At 53.5% G+C, this 19,762-nt stretch carries 19 protein-coding genes; 9 read left to right on the top strand and 10 right to left on the bottom strand.

What is annotated here, in order from left to right; genetic code table 11:
- Window positions 1–6: 6 nt before the first annotated feature.
- From ACP15Y_RS06300 to ACP15Y_RS06275, 6 genes are read left to right on the top strand one after another with little or no spacing between them, the layout of a single operon-like run.
- Window positions 7–927, top strand: coding sequence for a branched-chain amino acid ABC transporter permease (locus ACP15Y_RS06300; protein ID WP_424982150.1), 921 nt, complete (start codon window positions 7–9; stop codon window positions 925–927).
- Entirely contained in the window at window positions 920–1,909 is a 990-nt protein-coding gene (locus ACP15Y_RS06295) for a branched-chain amino acid ABC transporter permease (protein ID WP_424982148.1), read from the top strand. The genes ACP15Y_RS06300 and ACP15Y_RS06295 overlap by 8 nt, the downstream gene beginning before the upstream one ends.
- Window positions 1,902–2,654 carry an ABC transporter ATP-binding protein gene (locus tag ACP15Y_RS06290; protein ID WP_424982147.1) on the top strand — a complete coding sequence of 251 codons (753 nt, stop codon included), beginning with the start codon at window positions 1,902–1,904 and terminating at the stop codon, window positions 2,652–2,654. Before ACP15Y_RS06295 ends, ACP15Y_RS06290 begins: the two co-directional genes overlap by 8 nt.
- Window positions 2,654–3,346: an ABC transporter ATP-binding protein gene (locus tag ACP15Y_RS06285; RefSeq protein WP_424982146.1), complete on the top strand. Its 693-nt coding sequence runs from the start codon at window positions 2,654–2,656 to the stop codon at window positions 3,344–3,346. The genes ACP15Y_RS06290 and ACP15Y_RS06285 overlap by 1 nt, the downstream gene beginning before the upstream one ends.
- On the top strand, window positions 3,346–3,765 hold the full coding sequence (locus ACP15Y_RS06280; protein ID WP_424982145.1) for an acyl-CoA thioesterase: 420 nt from the start codon (window positions 3,346–3,348) through the stop codon (window positions 3,763–3,765). Before ACP15Y_RS06285 ends, ACP15Y_RS06280 begins: the two co-directional genes overlap by 1 nt.
- Window positions 3,765–4,166 (top strand): RidA family protein, encoded by a 402-nt coding sequence (locus ACP15Y_RS06275; protein WP_133572773.1) that lies wholly within the window; start codon window positions 3,765–3,767, stop codon window positions 4,164–4,166. Before ACP15Y_RS06280 ends, ACP15Y_RS06275 begins: the two co-directional genes overlap by 1 nt.
- On the opposite strand, the gene ACP15Y_RS06270 is transcribed toward ACP15Y_RS06275, so the two are convergent.
- Window positions 4,167–5,126 (bottom strand): AraC family transcriptional regulator, encoded by a 960-nt coding sequence (locus tag ACP15Y_RS06270; protein WP_424982144.1) that lies wholly within the window; start codon window positions 5,124–5,126, stop codon window positions 4,167–4,169.
- A 127-nt stretch (window positions 5,127–5,253) separates the two neighbouring features.
- On the opposite strand from ACP15Y_RS06270, the gene ACP15Y_RS06265 reads away from it, so the two are divergent.
- Together ACP15Y_RS06265 and ACP15Y_RS06260 are read left to right on the top strand one after the other, a co-directional pair.
- The gene (locus ACP15Y_RS06265; protein WP_424982143.1) at window positions 5,254–6,744 is read left to right on the top strand and encodes a flavin-containing monooxygenase; all 1,491 of its coding nucleotides are present in this window, start codon (window positions 5,254–5,256) and stop codon (window positions 6,742–6,744) included.
- A 12-nt stretch (window positions 6,745–6,756) separates the two neighbouring features.
- Window positions 6,757–7,200 (top strand): cupin domain-containing protein, encoded by a 444-nt coding sequence (locus tag ACP15Y_RS06260; RefSeq protein WP_424982142.1) that lies wholly within the window; start codon window positions 6,757–6,759, stop codon window positions 7,198–7,200.
- Between the two features lie 85 nt (window positions 7,201–7,285).
- Here the strand turns inward: ACP15Y_RS06260 and ACP15Y_RS06255 are convergent, their stop codons facing one another.
- The 7 genes from ACP15Y_RS06255 to ACP15Y_RS06225 all read right to left on the bottom strand — a co-directional run bounded on the left by ACP15Y_RS06255 (window position 7,286) and on the right by ACP15Y_RS06225 (window position 17,266).
- Window positions 7,286–8,692, bottom strand: coding sequence for a TRAP transporter large permease (locus ACP15Y_RS06255; protein ID WP_133572769.1), 1,407 nt, complete (start codon window positions 8,690–8,692; stop codon window positions 7,286–7,288).
- Window positions 8,689–9,330: a TRAP transporter small permease subunit gene (locus ACP15Y_RS06250; RefSeq protein WP_424982141.1), complete on the bottom strand. Its 642-nt coding sequence runs from the start codon at window positions 9,328–9,330 to the stop codon at window positions 8,689–8,691. The genes ACP15Y_RS06255 and ACP15Y_RS06250 overlap by 4 nt, the downstream gene beginning before the upstream one ends.
- 68 nt (window positions 9,331–9,398) lie before the next feature.
- A complete protein-coding gene (locus tag ACP15Y_RS06245; RefSeq protein WP_424982140.1) occupies window positions 9,399–10,400 on the bottom strand; it encodes a C4-dicarboxylate TRAP transporter substrate-binding protein in 1,002 nt (333 codons plus the stop codon).
- Between the two features lie 507 nt (window positions 10,401–10,907).
- Window positions 10,908–12,254, bottom strand: coding sequence for a sigma-54-dependent transcriptional regulator (locus ACP15Y_RS06240; protein ID WP_424982139.1), 1,347 nt, complete (start codon window positions 12,252–12,254; stop codon window positions 10,908–10,910).
- Window positions 12,251–14,011 carry a sensor histidine kinase gene (locus ACP15Y_RS06235; RefSeq protein WP_424982138.1) on the bottom strand — a complete coding sequence of 587 codons (1,761 nt, stop codon included), beginning with the start codon at window positions 14,009–14,011 and terminating at the stop codon, window positions 12,251–12,253. Before ACP15Y_RS06235 ends, ACP15Y_RS06240 begins: the two co-directional genes overlap by 4 nt.
- Window positions 14,011–15,270, bottom strand: coding sequence for a threonine ammonia-lyase (gene ilvA, locus ACP15Y_RS06230; RefSeq protein ID WP_424982137.1), 1,260 nt, complete (start codon window positions 15,268–15,270; stop codon window positions 14,011–14,013). Before ilvA ends, ACP15Y_RS06235 begins: the two co-directional genes overlap by 1 nt.
- 58 nt (window positions 15,271–15,328) lie before the next feature.
- Entirely contained in the window at window positions 15,329–17,266 is a 1,938-nt protein-coding gene (locus ACP15Y_RS06225) for a glycosyltransferase family 2 protein (RefSeq protein WP_424982135.1), read from the bottom strand.
- Window positions 17,267–17,386: 120 nt separating this feature from the next.
- Here ACP15Y_RS06225 and ACP15Y_RS06220 point away from each other — a divergent pair, with 120 nt between their 5' ends.
- Window positions 17,387–18,178, top strand: a complete 792-nt coding sequence (locus ACP15Y_RS06220; RefSeq protein ID WP_424982134.1) for a transporter substrate-binding domain-containing protein — start codon at window positions 17,387–17,389, stop codon at window positions 18,176–18,178.
- On the opposite strand, the gene ACP15Y_RS06215 is transcribed toward ACP15Y_RS06220, so the two are convergent.
- Both ACP15Y_RS06215 and ACP15Y_RS06210 read right to left on the bottom strand, forming a co-directional pair.
- Entirely contained in the window at window positions 18,147–19,022 is an 876-nt protein-coding gene (locus ACP15Y_RS06215; protein WP_424982133.1) for a sterol desaturase family protein, read from the bottom strand. The genes ACP15Y_RS06220 and ACP15Y_RS06215 overlap by 32 nt on opposite strands.
- Before the next feature lie 140 nt (window positions 19,023–19,162).
- Window positions 19,163–19,570, bottom strand: a complete 408-nt coding sequence (locus ACP15Y_RS06210) for a tellurite resistance TerB family protein (protein ID WP_424982132.1) — start codon at window positions 19,568–19,570, stop codon at window positions 19,163–19,165.
- Window positions 19,571–19,762 lie beyond the last annotated feature (192 nt).

Genomic DNA, 19,762 nt, shown 5'->3' with positions numbered 1-19,762 from the left:
GAAATTATGTCCACCACTCTTTTATTTGAACAGCTCTTAAACGGCCTGCAATATGGTGTGACGCTGTTTTTGATGGCTGCTGGTTTAACGCTGGTTTTCGGCGTGATGGGGCTGATCAATTTGGCACACGGCTCGCTTTATATGATCGGGGCTTTCGCCTGTGCAGCAGTGGCTGCGGCCACTGGTTCGTTCTGGCTTGGCCTTGTGGCGTCAATCGTCGCAGCTGGTTTCGCTGGTGTCTTGATCGAGATGCTTGTGATCAGACGATTATATGATCGCGATCACCTCGACCAAGTGTTGGCCACGTTCGCCTTGATCTTGATCCTTTCTGAAGGCTGCCGGATGGTGTTTGGCTCTTTCCCATTGTATTTGGACGCACCGGGCTTTTTGGCCGGACCCGTCACCCTGTTTGGCGGCTTCCAATATTCTGCTTATCGCTTGGCGATTATCCTTGTCGGCGGCCTAGTGGCGTTGGGGCTTTATCTCCTCATCACCAAAACACGTCTCGGCATCCGCATTCGGGCGGGCGAAGCTGACCGTGAAATGATCGCGGCGCTCGGCGTGAATATCGCCACGCTTTATACCATCGTGTTCGCCATTGGTGCCGCTTTAGCTGGCTTTGCCGGGGCGATGATGGGCGCCATCCAATCGGTGCAAGTAGGCATGGGCGAACCCGTGTTGATCCTGGCCTTTGTGGTGATCGTAATCGGTGGCATCGGCTCGATTAAGGGCGCACTGATCGGCTCCATTCTCGTGGGCGTGGTCGACACGCTCGGGCGGGTAACGCTGCCGGGCTTTTTCAATCTATTTATGGACACAGCAGCCGCCAACTCTGTCGGTGCGGCGCTATCCTCCATGTCAATCTATGTGCTTATGGCGGTCATTCTGATCTTTAAGCCGGAAGGGTTGGTGAGCAACAATGCCTAATCTTTCCAGAGAAACCATCATCAACATCATCATTAGCCTTGGCCTGTTGGTGTTCCCTTTCATTGCCACAGCGATGGATGAACCGTTTTACATCACGCTGGCAACCCGCGTGGCGATTTTGAGCCTTGCGGCGGTGGGGTTGAACCTCGCCCTTGGCACAGGCGGCTTGGTGAGCTTTGGCCATGCAGCATTCTTCGGCATTGGCGGCTATGCCATGGGCATATTGGCCAGCCACGCGCAAACCTACACGCCCATTTTCACTTGGCCTTTCGTGATCGAAGGCACCAACCAAATGCTGATCATTTGGCTGGTGGCGATTGTGATGAGCGGCATTGCGGCCCTGTTTATCGGGCTGTTGTCCCTGCGCACCTCCGGTGTTTATTTCATCATGATCACCTTGGCCTTCGCGCAAATGATCTACTATTTCATGATCTCATGGCCCACCTATGGAGGCGAAGATGGTTTGTCCATCTATGTGCGCAACCAATTTCCGGGCGTGAACACGCTTGATCCGTCGAGCTTCTTTTATATCTGCCTTGCGCTGATGTTTGCAGGATTGGGCCTGTCGGCCATGATCAAAAACTCACGTTTTGGTGCGGCGCTGCAGGCGGCACGGCAAAATGAAGAACGGCTGGCGGCCACAGGCATTCGCCCATTCAACATCAAACTCACAGCCTTTGTGATCTCCGGCATGATCACCGGGTTGGCCGGGGCGCTTATGGCGGATTTGAGCCGCTTTGTGTCGCCCACCATGCTGTCTTGGCACATGTCAGGCGAGATCATGGTGCTGGTGATTTTGGGCGGCGTTGGCCGACTTTATGGCCCTGTGGTTGGCGCGATGATCTATATCATCTTTGAATTTATCTTTGGTGGCATGACCGATCATTGGCAATTCTATCTGGGTCTTGTGCTGCTCGGCGTGGTGCTTTTTGCCCGCGGCGGTGCCATTGGCCTGTTGGCCGGAAAGGCGCGTCATGACTGATCAAACTGTGTTGCAAATTCAAAATTTGAATAAGAACTTTGGTGCGCTGACAGCTACGGATGACGTGACCCTCGATCTGAAAAAAGGTGAAATTCACGCCCTTATTGGGCCGAATGGGGCGGGTAAGTCCACCCTGATCAAGCAGATCTGTGGCCAGCTGAGTTCCGACAGCGGCAAGGTGATCTTTAACGGGAAAGACTTGGCGGGCATGGACGTGGCCGACCGGGCGAAGGCCGGGCTGGGACGCACCTTCCAAGTGTCGTCACTGGTGATGGAATTTTCCGCGCTGCGCAATGTGATGCTGGCCGTGCAATCTAAATTGGGCACCAGCTATCGCTTCTTCAAAAATGTGCGTGGCGACAACAATCTGACCGCGCCTGCCATGGCGGCGCTAAAGCGCGTTAATCTGGAAGAACGCGCACATATCATGACGGCCGAGCTGTCGCACGGTGAACGGCGGCAGCTTGAAATCGCGATGGCACTGGCACTTGATCCCAAAGCCTTCCTGCTCGACGAACCCATGGCAGGCATGGGACCAGAAGGGTCGAAAAAGCTAATTGGCTTTCTGGACGAACTGCGCTATGAAGCGCCGATACTGTTGATCGAGCATGATATGGACGCGGTATTCTCGCTGGCCGACCGCATCTCTGTGCTCGTGTATGGCCGGGTGATCGCCACGGGATCGGTGGACGATATCCGCAATAATCCTGCGGTGCGCGAAGCCTATTTGGGGAGTGCAGCCTAATGTCAAACATTCTGCTTTCCATCAAAGATATTGAGGTGTTCTACGGCCCGTCACAGGCACTGTTTGGTGTGTCGCTTGAAGTGAAAGAAGGCGAAGTGGTGGCGCTGATGGGCCGCAATGGTATGGGCAAAACCACCACCATCCGCACGCTTTGTAAAATGTCTAAACCTGCCAAAGGCGACATTCACTTTGATGGCACATTGGTCAATAAAATGCCTAGCCACAAGGTGGCGAAATTGGGCGTGGGGCTGGTGCCGGAAGGCCGGCGCTGCTTTTCCAATTTGACCGTTGAGGAAAACCTGTTGGCAGCCCAACGCGATGGTGAATGGACGCTGGAAAAAGTCTATCAATTGTTCCCGCGCTTGGAAGAACGCAAAGACCAACTGGCCAACACTTTGTCAGGCGGTGAACAGCAAATGTTGGCCGTTGGGCGCGCCTTAACCACCAACCCGAAATTGCTGGTGCTGGACGAAGCAACCGAAGGGCTAGCGCCCGTGATCCGTGACGAAATTTGGCGGGCGGTGAAAGAGCTGAAAGCGCAAGGGCAATCCATTTTGATCGTCGATAAAAGCCTAAGCGAGCTGCTGCCACTAGCGGATCATTGTGTGATCTTGGAGCGCGGTGAAACCGTTTGGACAGGCACACCGGATGCGCTGACGGACGATCTGGCTGATCGCTATTTGGGGGTCTGATGAGCAAGATTTTCACCCACGATCAGGACATTTTGTTCCAGCATTGTGACCCGGCAGGGATCGTGTTTTACCCGCGCTTTTTCGAGATGATCAATCTCACCATTGAGCGCTGGTTCGACAAGGCGGTTGGCTATTCCTTCGCGCAAATGCATGTGGCCGACCAAACAGCGGTGCCCACCGCCAGCGTGGAAGCAACGTTCAATGCGCCGGGCAAACTGGGCGAAGAATGGCAATGGCACCTGACGGTTGAGCGGGTGGGCCGCACCAGCGTGAAAGTGCACGTGTGGGGCACTCATGACACGCAAACAAAGGTGGAAAGCACCATGACTTTGGTGCACATCACCAAATCCACCGGACGGCCCATCGAATGGTCTCCAGAGCTTAAAGATAAAATGACACTCTATTTGGAAAAAGAATAATGGCACATATTGTTGTACACCCTGAAGGATGGAAGCCCGCAAAAGGTTATGCCAATGGCATGCTTGCTGAGGGGCGCACGCTGTATGTGGGCGGCCAAATCGGCTGGACGAAAGACCAGGTTTTTGAAGCCAAGGACTTTATCGGTCAAATGGAACAGGCCCTGCGCAACATTTTGGATGTTGTGGAAGCGGCGGGCGGCAAAGCCGAACATTTGACCCGTCTCACTTGGTTCGTGACCGACAAGCAAACCTATCTGGATCACCAAAAAGAGGTAGGTGCTGCCTACCGTCGGGTTTTAGGTTACCATTTCCCCGCCATGACTATGGTGGTCGTGTCGGCGCTGGTAGAAGATGAAGCGCTGATTGAAATTGAGGGCACCGCAGTGCTGCCGAATGAATAGTTAGGTCAATTGCTGTTTGGCGAAATTCAGCGTTTGCTGCGGGGTTTCGCCAAAGGCTTCTCGATAATCCTGTGAAAATCGCCCTAAATGGCTAAAGCCTAAATCCGACGCAATTTGTGTGACGGTTTGGTCGCCATGTGCGCCTTGTAGCATATAATGCGCCCGGCGCAGCCGTTCTAGCCGCACCATCTGCATAGGCGTCACACCATAGGTTTCCTTAAACCCATATTGCAGCGCGCGCAGCGATGCACCCGCCGCGTGGGCTACGTCTTGCAAACTGATATCCGATCGATATTCGCTTTTGATATAAGCCATGGCCCGTTTGATTTGTGCGGGTGCGAGATGTACGGGCGCGGCATCAAAAAAACATTGAATGTTGCTGGGCGCTGCTTCCAACAATTGCAGCAGCAATTCCGATAGGCCATGCGGGGCATCGCCTGCGTCTAAATCCGCAAAGATGGACCGCAATTGCTGCCGCCACGGGCCAAGCTGTTTGGCGCGCATGCGCAATTTTGGATCGAACCGAATAGGCGCGTTCAGCGAACGACCCAGCATCAACTCCGCCTGTTTGCGCAGATGCAGCGCATCAATTTGCACCAGCAACATTTCGCAATCTGCATGCCACACCATGTCGGTTTTTAGGTCTGGATTGAGGATGCTGGCAAACTCAACAGTGCTCTCAACTTCCATTTTGCCATTGGTGATGTGGGCACCACCGGCCAAAGGAATTTGGATCAAATAGAACTTCTCCAATTCGCCGGGATTGATGTGCACCGCGCCGCCATAGCGCATATAATTGAACGACAAGCCGGGTAGGGCCACATGGTTATGCACCGCGTCTAACCGCGATTGCGGCGCAACAAAATCTAGCCGATGGGCGCAATATTTCTGCGCCACCATCTCTCGCGCACACTCTAACTCAGCCGATTGAAACAGCCGATATTTAGCCAGTGGCTCCATAAAGTGCCTTCCTCCCGACGACGATATCCGCATTATTTTGCGTTTTTCGGATAGCCGCCTCCCTCTATCTGACATTTAGTTTAGGCATAAAATAATAAATGTTGCAATCGGCTTGGAGGAGGGGACGATGACAACGAAGAAAAAGGTGGCCGTAATCGGCGCTGGGGTAAGCGGTCTTGTGACCGCAAAAACGTTCAAAGAAAAAGGTCACGATGTGACCATTATTGAACGCAGCCACGATTTGGGGGGCGTGTGGGAATTGTCGCGGTCCTATCCCGACGTGCAAACCCAAAGCCCCAAAGATTTGTACCGATATACCGATAAGCCCATGCCGGATGATTATCCAGAATGGCCTAAGGGGCCACAGGTTCATGCCTATCTAGATAGCTATGCCGCAGACTATAATCTGCGCGACCATATCCGCTTCAACACCAGCGTTTCAGAAATGACCCGCCGCGCGGACGGGCAAAAAGGCTGGACGCTACATTTGGTGGACCAAAACGGGGCAGAAAGCACCGAGGATTTTGATTTTGTCGCCGTCTGCACTGGCCAGTTCAGCGAAAAGAACATTCTCACCCACCCCGGCCAGGAAGCATTTGAAGCCCAGGGCGGGCAGGTGATGCACTCATCTGAATATACCGATCCGTCCATCGTTGACGGCAAAGATGTCACCGTGCTCGGCTTCTCCAAATCCGCCACCGACATTGCGGTGAATGCGGTGAAGTCCGGCGCCAAATCAGTCACCATTGTCTATCTGCAATCGGTGTGGCGCGTGCCCTATTTCATCGGCGGGCTGATCAATTTCAAGCGCATCCTTTATATCCGTAAACAGGAGCAAATGTTCCCTAGTTGGGGCCTGAACCCAATGCAGAAGTTTGCGCATGTGATTGGCAAACCCTTTGTGTGGGCCAATTGGCGGGCGCTTGAAGCCTTGCTGACCATGCAGCTCAAGCTGAAAAAGACGGGACTGCGGCCGGAGATCAAAATTGAAGATGAGATCAATTGCTCGGTGCCGATCGTTACCCCCGGCCTTTTCGAGATGATCGCCGATGGCCGCATCAAATGCATTAAAGGCACCTTTAAGGATTATGAAGGCGACAGCGTGGTGCTGACCGGCGGCGAAAAGGTGAAAACAGACCTCGCCATTTTGGCCGTGGGCTGGAAGCTGGGCGTACCTTATCTGCCGAAAGAATATCAGGACAAACTGGTGGAAGAGGACGGGCAATATCGGCTGTACCGCATCATCGCCAACCCCGACTTGCCGGATATGGGCTTTGTGGGCTTCAACTCATCTTTCTGCACGGTGCTATGCGCGGACCTCGCCGCCAACTGGCTGGTGCGCTACGCCGATGGCAAGCTGGCCAAGCAGCCGACAGAACAGCAGATGAACGACAATATCGAGCAAATGCTGCACTGGAAGCGGCACGAAAAACCGTCGGCTAAAGTCTATGGTGGGCTGTGCGTAGCACCGTACCATTTTAAACATTTTGACGAATTGCTGGACGATATGGGCGCGAAGGTGCGCCGCCGCAATCCGCTGGCGGAAAATTTCACCCCGCCTGACGCTGACGCCTATCGCCGCTTTTTGGATTCAACCCCGGACTATCGGGTGAATTAGGAGGAGAAGAAAATGACATTAATACCAGGCATCACAGCCAAAGGGGAAGGCCTTGAAGGCACCAAATGGAATATTTTGGGCCAAACCTATATCCCGAAACTGCATTCGGAAAACGCCATGATCTGGCACGCATTGTTGCCTGCCGACAGCTTTGTGCCGCCACACATTCACCCCACACAGGATGAGTGGATCACCATGTTGGATGGCGAATTGGAGCTGGCGTTCGGCGATCAAATCTTGACCGCCCGAGCGGGCGACACGGTGCGCATGCCCATGGGCATCGCCCACGGCATCACCAACAAATCCGGCAAAGACGCGAACTGCTTTTTCGGCGTGGCACCAAGCCGTAAACTCTTTGATTTGTTTGAAGCTTTGCATGATTTGGGCGACCCAGATGAAGTGGTGCGCCTATCTGCCTTGCACGAAGTGAATTTTCTCCCACCGCCATCTGAATAGGGTTTATTCCTGACGCGTCTTCAACAGATGGCACAAAGAAAAAGGGCGGGGAATTTCCCCGCCCTTATGGTCTCAATGAAGATGACTAGCCTAACAAAAGGCCAGGCAACCACAACACAATGCTCGGGAAAGCAATAAGCACGGCGATGGTGATTGCATCCGCGACAAAAAACGGGGTCGCGCCGCGGAAAACGTCTTGCACTGAGATATCATCGCGCACCCCGGCGACGACGAAACAATTGAGTCCAATGGGCGGGGTGATCAAACACAGCTCTGCCATTTTCACCACAATGATGCCGAACCAGATGGCGCAGCCCCAGCCGCTCATGCCAAAGGCACTTTCCGCAGCCGTAACATCCATGCCGCCATTCAGCGCCATCACAGCGGGGAACACCACAGGCAGGGTCAGCAGCAACATGCCAATCGCATCCATAAACATGCCCAGCACCGCATAGGCCAACAGGATCATGATGAGGATGATCATCGGGTGTTGATCAAGCGAGGTGATCCAATCGGAAAACGCGCCGGGCAAATCGGCAAAGCCCAAAAAGCGCACATAGATCAACACGCCCCAAATGATGGTGAAAATCATCACCGCCAATTTGGCAGACTCGGTGAGGGCGTCTTTAAACTGGCCCCACTTCATGCCGTGGATCAGCGCCATCACGAAGATGATAAACGCGCCAATCGCGCCACCTTCAGTTGGCGTGCCCCAGGCATCGCCGCCAAACGGGTTGTAGATAAAGCAAATGATGATGATCACCACCGCAAAGATCGGCAGGGCAGGGGGCAGCGCTTTAAAGCGTTCGCCCCACGTAAAGCCGCGCACTGGTGGGCCAAGATCTTTGTTGAACGTGGCCAACAGCACCACCAAGCCACCATAAATGAGGGCAGATACAGCGCCGGGCAAGAAGCCTGCAAGCAAAAGGGCGCCCACATCCTGCTCCACAATAATGGCGTAAATCACCAAAATGGCAGATGGTGGGATCAAGGATGCAAGCGTGCCACCAGCAGCCACAACGCCTGCCGCAAATCGCCTGTCATAGCCGACCTTCAACATTTCAGGGATGGCAATGCGGGCAAAAACCGCTGACGTGGCAACAGACGCACCAGACACAGCTGCAAAGCCTGCCGTGGCGAAAACGGTGGCCACGCCCATGCCGCCCGGCAACCAGCCCACCCATTTCTTGGCCGCCTCAAACAGCGCTTTGGTTAGCCCCGCATAATAGGCGAGATAGCCGATCAAAATGAAGGTGGGGATCAAAGAAAGGGCCTGTGAGGATACCTTCGAGTGCGGCACTTGCCCCGCAGTTTTCGCCGCAACGCTCAAGGCCCAAAAGAACTGGTTCGGGTCATATCCCTTTTTTGACCAGAACACCCACACCAGTCCGATAACGCCAGCCATCGCGGCGGCAAATGCCACGCGCACGCCGATCAAAACCATCAGAAGCAGCAGGCCCGTAACGATCAAACCAATATCAATCGTGGTCATTTGCTGTCCTCCTCAAGGCCGGAAACGCTTTCAGCTTCCCGCTGCGCTTGGGTGGCTGCATCTTCAATCAGCGGCACAGCAACAGGATTGGTTGCATCTGTTTTCACGGCGCGGCCAAAGCCCCACAATTGAATGGTGAGACGCAGGGCGAGCACAAAAAACGCAATGGGCGCTAGCAGTTTTGCGGGCCAGAGCGGCAAGCCAATGTCAATTGAGGAGTCGCGGCTCCACATGGGCACGCTAAAATCAAATGAGCGCTGGAAATGGGCCCATGATCCCCACAGCAGCAATAGCGTGAGAACAAGCATCGCAAAAGTGGAAACAAACTCAGCAAGCCACAGTGGACGACCTTTGAGCTGACCAACCAAAATATCCATGCGGATATGGCCACCAACGCGCTGGGTATAGGCGATGCCAACAAACGCGATCAGCGGCATGGCTTGCTCAATCCAATCCACATATCCCGGCAAGGGGCGGTTGAAAAAGTTGCGTCCACCAACCGAAATCACGGCCATAAGCATAAGCGAGAAAATCGCCAAGCCGCCGATCAGGATCAGTATTTTTTCGATGGAAAAGAGCCGTTGATCTAAACGGCTTAAAAAGCTGTCATCCGTTAAAACGGAAGCTGTGCCCGCCATGGTGTCCTCCCCCGAAAACCAATAGCAAAAAAGAAACCGGCCACGACAAGCGTGGCCGATTGTTCAGATTAATTTGCCAATGTTGAATTGACCAAATCCAGCAATTCTTGCGCTGGCAGGCCTTTGGCGTTGTTTTCTTCAACCCAGTTTTTGGCAATGTCACCAGCAGCTGAACGGAAATTGTCCAACTCTTCGTCTGTGTAGGTGATCCGCTCGATGCCACGCTCATCAAGCGCCGGGCCCCAAGCCGCCATGGTTTGGTTGTTGTAGAAATCAACATAATATTGCAGGGACTCTGGAATAGAGCCCAGCAAGGCTTCGCGATGCGCATCAGACAAGCTGTTCAACGCATCGGTGTTGGCCACAACTGGGCAGTTCACTGTGCCCGGGTTCATGTTGGTGGTCCACCATTCGCCACTCTCAATGGTGCCGAAAGACATGTGCGCGTGCGGTGCAAACGACACGGCTTTCACCACACCTGAATCAAGCGCTTGGCGCACTTCAGTGGCGGACATGGAGTTTGGCACAGCGCCAATGCTTTCCATCGCCCGGCCAATGCCGCCAGTGGCGCGCACGGTCAAGCCTTCAAAATCATCCAAGCTGCGCGGTGCTTCGCCAACGCCCACAAAGTTATATTGCGGCAAAGGTGATGGCATCAGCAAAGTTGCATTCCAACGGCCCAAATCTGCTTGTGTGGCCGGGTGATTATAAACCGCCATGGATGCAGCAATTTCTTGCTCCAGCGTGGTTACGCCCAAAAATGGCAGTTCCAACACGGTGATGGATGGGTTTTTATCCGCGTGATAACCCGCACAGAACTGCGCCATTTCAAACGCGCCGATGGAGATGCCATCCAAATTTTCGCGGTTATTCGACAAGCCACCATAAGACAAGTTCAGCGTGAACTCGCCATTAGTTTTTGCGCTGACCAGTTCGGCCAATTTCTCAACATGTTCGGTGAAAGCACGGCGCTGACCCCAAAGGGACACATTCCACTCAACCGCAACGGCTTCGCCCACAAAGGACATGCCCAAAAGCGCAGCAATAGCTGTTTTCGTAATGGTCTTCATCTTGTTCCTCCCAAGAAAACCTAACCCAAATCTGTTTGCACAATTCGCCCCAGCCCATGGCCGAGTCGATGCTGCCAATAGATTAGGTGCGGCGATGAGGCTTGGGTATGAAGAAAACTGCCAATGGGAAAAGCACGGCCCTGCGGATTTCCGCAGGGGGGGGTGGGCACTGTTGGTTGTTGGGCTCAGTCTTTTTCGCTGCCACAGGACACTGCGGTTCCGTCCCCGGCACCCCCGGAGTTTTTACGCGCCGCCACCGGTCGCTACGCTCCCGTCCCCGGCACCCCCGCCATGGGTGCTTCACTCAAAAGCCGTGCGCAGTGTGGCACCACACCCTCACGTCATTACCGGGCTTGATCCGGTAATCCATGTAGTGGGGACATTTGGCGCTTCACCCGGCATGTTGTGCAACTTCACCAAAGCTACGTGGACCCCGGCCAACTTTTTGGCCGCGCCGTCGCAGGCTGGTGCGCAGCACCGAATAGCCGTGAGACAAAACAAACACCCCTACAACAACTCAGACTTATCCAGGTTCAGCTTCACAATCTTCTCATTCAGCGTCCGCCGTCCGATGCCGAGGGCTTCGGCGACCGCGTCCATGCGGCCCTGGTGGGTTTGGATGGCTTTGGCGATTAGGCTCCGTTCGAAGCTGGCGACGGCTTCGCGCAATGTTTCGGGCACATTGCCCATTTCATTATCGAGACGCATGGAGGCGCCGATGGAGCCGCCGCCGCGGCGCGCGGAAAGCACCCGCCGTTCAGCCACATTGCGCAATTCGCGCACATTGCCCGGCCAATCATGCGCCAAAAGGGTAGCAATCTCCTCGGCATCCAATTCAGGGGCCGCGGTTTCGTAAAGCGTTGCATAATGGGAGAGGAAGTGCTGCATCAGCAGCACAATATCGTCCTTGCGCGAACGTAGGTTTGGCAGATCAATCACCACGGTGGAAAGGCGGTAATATAAATCTTCCCGAAAGCGACCCGCGGCGATGGCATCGTCCAAATTTTCATTGGATGCCGAGACAATGCGCACATCAACAGATTGCGGCTTATCTGAGCCGATGGGGGTAATTTCGCGATGCTCAATAGCGCGGAGCAGCTTAGCTTGAATGTCGGGATTGAGCGAGGCCACCTCATCCAAGAACAGCGTGCCGCCTTCGGCCTGCATAAATGTACCTAAGCTTTCATTTTGCACGCCAAACACCATGCGCTCAAAGCTGCTGGCTTCAAAGGTGGCGCAATTCATGGCGATAAAAGGCTGATCTGCGCGGTCGCTCAAATCATGAATGGCGCGGGCCACCAGTTCTTTGCCGGTGCCCGTTTCACCCGAAATCAAAACCGGGGCAGGGGTGGAACTGAAATCTATGATCTGCTCGCGCACGGTTTGCAGTTGCGGTGATTGGCCAAGCAATACCCGGTCAATGCCGGAGAGTTTGGCCAAACGTTCCTGCAAGCGCTGGGTATTTTGTGTCAGGCGATGACGCTCCGCCGCATTGTTCATGATCCGCAACAGGCGCTGTGGATCGAACGGCTTTTCCAAAAAGCTATAGGCCCCAGCGCGCATGGCCTCCACAGCCATGGGAATATCACCATGGGCAGAGATCAGTACGATTGGCGGCGTTTGTTGCTCAAGATGCAGCAACTCCAAACCCGATCCACCGGGCATCCGCACATCAGACAAAATGGCATCTGGCTGCCATTGGTTCAGCTTTTGCTCCACCTGAGCAATGCCGCTGAGCAGTTCCACACGCCAGCCTGCTGCATCCAAAAGGTGCGAGAGCGAAAGGCGCATTTCCTTATCATCATCGATCACAAGCGCGCGGAAGGGGCGTCTTTTTTGCTCGGCGTCGCTCATTCTGTGCTCTCTTCATCAAGGGTGGTGAGGGGCGGCACCAGTACCGTGAAGGTGGCGCCGCCATGATCATTATCTTCAGCAAACAATTCGCCCGCATGTTCTTTCACAATGGACGCGGAAATGGCAAGGCCCAGCCCCATCCCCTCGCCAGACGGTTTGTCGGTGCGGAATGGCTCCTGCAAATCTTCAATCTGCTGGCCTTTAAGGCCGTGCCCATTATCCGCGACAAAAACTACCACCTGGCCATGTTCCAACGTCCAGCCAATCTCGATGCGGGGCGCATCCACATCATCCACGGCGCTGATCGCGTTGCGCAGCAAATTGACCAGCACCTGCTCAAACCGGGCGCTATTGCCCAAAATCTGCGCGCCGGGACTTGGGGCTTTAACCTGCAACTCAATCTCTTTCGCCTGCACATCATGGCGCACCAAGCCCACCGCATTGTCGATGGCGCGGGAAATGTCGAACGGGGATTGCTGGTCTTGCTTCGGCTGCGAGAAAAAACGCAGATCGCGGGTGATATTTTCCATGCGCCGCACCAGTGAGGAAAGGCGGGTGGCCAGACTGTCCGGCTTTTGCGTGGCGCCCATTTCCTCAATCGCAATATAATTGCGCATGGCAGAAAGAGGTTGGCCCAACTCATGCGTCACCGATGCGGCCAACTGGCCAAGGGCGGCCATGCGGCTGGATTTCTCCAGCTCCTTTTGGGTCTTGGCCAGCGCCTGTTCAGTGGCCTTGCGTTCTTCAATCTCGCGCAACAGGCGCTGCCGATCTTGGTGCGAGGCATGGAGCGCACGGCGCAACCGCTCAGACCGCCAAAAGATGAAGAGAATGGCCAAAAGCGCGACAGAGATCGCCGCCAGAAACACGACAAACAAGGCCCGTTCCTGCAACCCTGCGGTGCTGACAATAAAGTGCAATTGCCAAGGCTGACTTTTCACCGGAACGCGCACACCAATATGGCGCTCCCCCGCAAAATCGATCTCGTCATCGTCTAAACGTGCCCAATCCAACGGCTGCAACGCCTCTTGCCCGAATTGGCGCATATTGCGGATATCCAACAGGCGTTCTTCGCTGATGGGCAGCAATGTGCGGTAATGCCAGTCGGGCTGGCTGGCAAGCACAATGATGGTATCCAGATTGGTGATCAGAATTTTCTCGCCGGATGCTTGCCAAGCGGCGACCAGTTCATCCAGTTCGATCTTGAGCGCAATCACGCCGATGATTTTGCCCGCCAAATTGCGCACAGGTTCGGCGACGAAAAAGCCCGGCCGTTTGGTGGTGGCGCCAATGGCGAAGAACTTGCCGCGTTGGCCACTTTTTGCGGTTTGAAAATAGGGGCGAAAACTGTAGTTCTCGCCAATAAAATTCACCGGCTCTGCATAATTTGAGGCAGCGACCGTAAGCCCGGTCAAATCCATCACATACAATGCTTCGGCATTGGCACGGCTAGCAAAATCGGCCAAACGGCGGTTAAGCGCGTCGCGGCTATCTGGATCAGTTAGCCCGCGCACAACCGCTGGGTCTTGCCCGACAATAAAGGGCAAGTGTTCAAGCCGATCCAAGGCGCTTTCCAAGGTTGTGCGATAAAACTCTGCCCGACCTTCAGCCCGCTCCAATTCGCTGGCCTTAAAGGTGGAAAAGGCGGCGGCATAGATCACCAGAAAGGAGACCGCCAGCAAGAAAATCGCGATAAGAACTGCCGCGAGGCGACGCCGCTGATATTGCAAAGAACTGGTGGTTCCTGCAGCAAACATTAGACAATCAAGCTCGACAGAAGGTCGTTTTCAGTAATGTCCTGATAGGAAAAACCAGCGGCGGCCATCTTATCAAACAATGCTTGGAAATTGGCCGGATCGTTGGTTTCGATGCCCAACAGCACCGTACCAAAATTGCGCGCCGACTTTTTCAAATATTCAAACCGGGCAATATCGTCGTCAGGCCCAAGCATGTTCAAAAAGTCTTTCAACGCACCCGGGCGCTGCGGCAGGCGCAGGATGAAATATTTCTTCAGCCCGCGATAACTCATCGCCTTTTCTTTCACTTCCGGTAGCCGCTCAAAGTCGAAATTGCCACCAGAAACGATGCAGACAATATTTTTGCCTGCAATGCGTTCAGCGGGCAAATCCTCGAGCATGTCAATGGAGAGGGCACCGGCAGGCTCCAGCACCAAACCTTCAATGTTCAGCAACGAGCTGATGGTGGCGCACAAGCGATTTTCGGGCACCAAATGCACATGCTCGCTAGGCACATCTTTCAAGATGTCGAAATTCAACTCGCCAATTTGCGCAACAGCAGCGCCATCGACAAAGTTGTCAATTTTGTCGAGCTTCAATTGAGTTTGAGTTTCAAGGCTGCGTTTTAGGCTTGGCGCGCCAGCGGGTTCCACAAACACAAATTCGGTGTCCGGCGCGATCTCGCGGAACAATTGCAACAAGCCAGCGCTCAACCCGCCACCGCCGACAGGCAGGATGATCATATCCGGTGCGTTATCTTCCAACTGCTCCATAATCTCCAAGCCGATGGTGGCTTGGCCTTCAACAATATCTGCATGATCAAATGGCGGCACCAAATGCGCGCCCTGTTCCGCGCAAAATTGCTGTGCGGCAGCGTAGCATTGATCAAAAATATCGCCCGTGAGCTTCACCTCAACAAACTCGCCACCGAAAATCTTGGTCTTGTCGATCTTTTGCCGTGGCGTGGTGACAGGCATGAAGATAGTGCCATGCACGCCAAAATGGGCGCAGCTAAAGGCAAAGCCTTGCGCATGATTGCCGGCAGAGGCGCACACAAAATGCGGCTTTGTTTTACCCATATGAGCAGCAAGTGCCTTGGAGATAAAATTAAACGCGCCGCGCAATTTGTAAGACCGGACGGGGGTCAAATCCTCGCGCTTGAGGTAAATTTCGGCGCCATATTGTTGTGATAGATGCACATTGCGCTGCAGCGGCGTTGCGGGCAAAACGGGTGCCAAATTGTCTTTCGCCTGTTTAACTTGTTCTACAAAACTGCCCACGCCAACCTCTTTGCGCCATCAATACCTTATTTTGTCCTATTGTTTTTCCAACAAAAGATCAATCTGTGGTGGTAGACGCACGTTTGGCTTTGGCAATCAATTGTCGCTTGAAACGTCTTGCGTGTACCAACAAACGCCGCGTACGGTTTTGCTTCTTTGCCCACAAATTGCGCTGCACACGGGTTTTGCCATGGGTTGTCTTTTCCCAACTAAACGGATCAACCGCCAATTGCCACGCGGCACGCAATGTGGCGATTGAGGTGAGTATCCAATAAAGCGGCAGCAACAATTGATAGACAATCAGCAACGGCTTTCGGACCCGAATAAGCCCCAACACACCTGTGATGATCGCGCTACCATAGGTCATGGACAACACGATAAAATAGGGCCACGCATGGGCCAGTCGGGCGGGCAATTCGCCTTGATAATAAAGGGCCTCACACGTGAATTTGACCAGAAAGATGCCATGCATTGGCGCGGCAAACACCATGCCGCCAATATAAAGATAGAAAAACAAAAAATTGCGCCAGCCCAGTTGAATGCTCAGCAATCGCAATTGGCTGGAATGCACCAACAATGTCTGCATCCAACCCTTCATCCAGCGGGTGCGCTGTTTCACCCAAGGCCAAATATTGATCGGCGCTTCTTCGCGCGTGGCGGAAGGCAGCATGGCACAGCGCATGCCGAGCCGCGCGAGCCGCATCCCCAAATCTGCATCTTCCGTTACGTTAAAACTGTCCCATCCGCCGACATAGCGCAAAGAGGCAATGCGGAAATGGTTGGACGTGCCACCAAGCGGCATCGGCATCTTGAACTCTGCCAAGGCAGGCATGATCAGGCCGAATTGGGTGGCATATTCAGTTGCGAACAAAGAGGCGAGGGCATTTTCGCCGCTATTGTCGATCAAGAGCTCTGCCTGAAAGCAATCGATGTCGGGTTCCTGTGCGAAAAATGTGGCGGCCATGCGCAGTTGATTGGGATGTGGAATGTCCTCCGCATCATAAACAACCACATGCTCGCCCCGGGCCAAAGGCAAAGCAAAATTAATCGCCTTGGGTTTGGTGCGCGGCATACCATCGGGCACCTTGACCAGCTCGAATGGTAGATAATCCAATTCGCGCTCGACGGCTTGAACAGTTTGCGGGGAAACAGTTTCGACCACAAATTTGATGTCCAGTTTCTCAGGGGGATAGTTGAGCGCTTTGAGGGCATTTGCCAATTGCGGCACCAAGCTGGCTTCGTCGCGAAGTGGCACAAGAATGCTGTAGATAGGCAAATCATGGTTCGACATTAGACGCGGTTTTTCCGGACGGCCCAGCAATGTGCCATAAAGCGAAGCATAAAGCCGGAAGCTAGCGGGGCTGACATAGAGGAGCGCCAAAAAGGCGAAAATCAAGAATTCAAGCATGGGAGGATCCCATGCAGAAAGGGCGGCCACCGAAAGGACCGCCCCTAAAAACAAAAATCTTCTGAAATGACCTAAGCCCAAATGGGCGCTGGCATGTGGCCAAATCCGCGCGAGCTTTTGTGTCGCATATTGATAAAGCGACGGGTTTTGCGTCTCCTGAATAGCGTGTCGCAATGTTTTTGGGGGCACGATGCAAATCTGCCGGCGCAGATTATCGTTTCGCTGTAAACGCGCGTGCAATGTGACAAAGCCGTCCAAAGTAGGTGCTGCAAAAACCAAATCGCGGTCGAATATCTTGGCTTTGACTTGGCGAATATCAGTGAGATGCTCAAGATGGTCCACTTGTGGCATCTTGACAGCTCCATGTGGCACAGCAGGATGAAACGCCATCCCTATGAGCGTGGACGCGCGTTCATAAAGTTCGGTTTCAGACAGATTATATCGAGCAGCGCACAAGCGGAGTGCATCAAGCTTTTGCACGCGCGCTTCTTCAATCAGTGCGATACAGCGAGGCCGCCCCACTTGATAGGGAGCTAAAATATGTTGCAAAAGATCTGCAGGCTGCAGATCAACGCGCAAATGAACCAAAGTAAATCACTATAAAAATCAAATAAAATAAGGTTTACTGTGCCAAACTATGCGTGATGAGTCAAAATCTGTCGGGATAAGTGTTTGAGACCAATGATAAAATCTGCCTTGGCTACAACCATGGGTTTCTTTTTTGCGGTGTTGGCGAGCTTGGCGAATGCACAAACGCTGCCCAATCATGCAGATGTGCAAGCTCATGAAGACGTGTTTGATCCGGCACAGATCGGCGCCATACGTTTTTTGACCACCAATGATTTTCCGCCGCTAAATTTCCGCGGCGCGGGCGGTGAACTGGCCGGGTTTCATATTGATCTTGCCGCAGCTATTTGCACCGAAATAAGCGTGAAATGCACCGTACAATCATGGCCATGGGAGCAATTGGGCAGTGCAATGGAAAATGGACAGGGCGACGCGGTGATCGCTGCTGTTGCCATCACGCCCGACCGGGCACAACAGATGGATTTTTCCCAAGCCTATCTGAAATTCCCCGCGCGCTTCGTCGTGCGGCAGCAAGGGCAGTTGCCCGCAAAAGAAGAAAACGACAATAAGGTTGGTGTGCGCGAAGGGTCGGCTCAGGCTCAATTTTTGCAGGCGCATTTTAAACAGCTAGAGCTTGTGCCTTTTGCCAATGAGCGCGCCGCGCTGGATGCGGTGAAGTTCGCCGATATTGATCGTGCCTTTGTGGATGGTATGCGAGCATCGTTCTGGCTAAATGAAAACCCAGATTGTTGCACGTTTGATGATGGCCCCTATTTCTCCAGCCGTTATTTCGGGGAGGGGCTCACCATTGCCGTGAAGCGTGGCAGCGACAACACGCGCCGCGCTATAAATATCGCGCTGCGCCGCCTGCAGGAAAATGGAAAATTCGCAGAGCTATATCTTAAGTGGTTTCCTGTGAATTTTTATGACTAGGATTGGACGCATCCGTGTCACCCTTTGACTTCATTTTCAGTTTGAAAAACGGCAAGAGGATCGACCACAAAAATGTCTCCGGCCCTTCTTCCTGTGCATCCTTTTGGCCAATCACCATCTTATCGTGACCCAACTCTGGCTCGACGCTATATACCCGAAATAAGCGGTCCCATATGCTCAGGGCGAAGCCATAATTGGTGTCATGTTCGTGCCGTTCAATCGAATGGTGAATCCGATGCATATCTGGTGTCACGATAATCCAACGCAAAATATGGTCGAGCTTTTTGGGGATTTTGAAATTGGCATGGTTGAAGATGGCCGAACCATTGACCACCGCCTCAAAAATCACCACCACAACTGCGTTGGCACCCAAAAGGATAACGGCAGCAGATTTGATGAAGATCGACAAAATGATCTCCAGCGGGTGGAAACGCACAGCGGAGGTGGCATCCAAATCCTGATCTGTATGGTGCACCCGATGAATTCGCCAAAGGATCGGAATTTTGTGGGTGATGACGTGTTGTCCCCAAATCACAAAGTCGAGAACCAAGAATGTGATCAACCACTCAAGCCAGTTTGGCCAATCCAACCAATAGAAAAGGCCAATTTGATATTGTTGCGCGAACAGGGCGGTGATCACAGCGGTTACTGGGACCAGCAAAACGACTAATGCCACTGCCACATAATCTGAAAACAAAATGCCCAAATTGGTCGACCAGCGACGCAACCGCGTGTGCCGCCGCTCGCGGCGTGGCCACATAGCTTCCAACGCGATCATAACCAACAATACCACGGCAAAGGCACCAAAACGCCAAATACCTTCATTAAAACCAAGCTCAGGCATAGTCACTCCTATTCTGATTGGGTTTTAGCACGGTAAAGGTGGGCGCAAAAAGACAAATGCACGTGAACAGAGTGTGAGTTAAAAAAAACGCGCCCAGCGAAAACCGGGCGCGTTTCAAATTCTAGCAATGTGCTGTGTGGTTATACCGTACGATGACGTGCGCGGGCAGCCATCTCAATGGCGGCACTGGTCAATTTGTCCAAGCCGAATTTCATGCGCAACAAATCGAGCACGCGGCTCTCTTCTGGGCGAATTTGCAAATCAGCGGCAGCAATTTCAACGGCCATTGCATAGGCTGTATCATTCAAATGCGACGGCAAATCTTGGGTGATCGCATTGATCACGCTTTGCAGGTCGCTATCATTGTCGAGCATACGGGCACAATCCGCTGCCACGAGCGGCAAGCTGTCCTCAGAAAAATCTTCAAACACAGGGAGCTGCCGCACCACAGACCCAATGCGCTTCAATTCGGAATCGTCCATCGTCCGATCCGCAGCGGACGTCACGACCATAATATAAATCAGTGCTTCTTGTGGTGACAGTGACATAAAACCCTCTTTGCTTGCCCCATTGTCTAACTCGAATCTAGGGCGCACCTTGGCCAATTACAAGCATTAGGCAACGCCTTTATCCATTTTCAAAAAATCCCACACTATTGACGCCACCCGCGCAACGTGCGAAATGCCGCAGGCACGGGCTTTGGCGGCAAACATTGTTGCCTTGAAATTGCCCATCACAAA

Source organism: Maritalea sp. S77 (genome assembly GCF_049801075.1).
GTDB lineage: Bacteria > Pseudomonadota > Alphaproteobacteria > Rhizobiales > Devosiaceae > Maritalea.
Note: the sequence above shows the minus strand (reverse complement) of the source record. Positions and strands in the feature narration are given on the sequence as shown.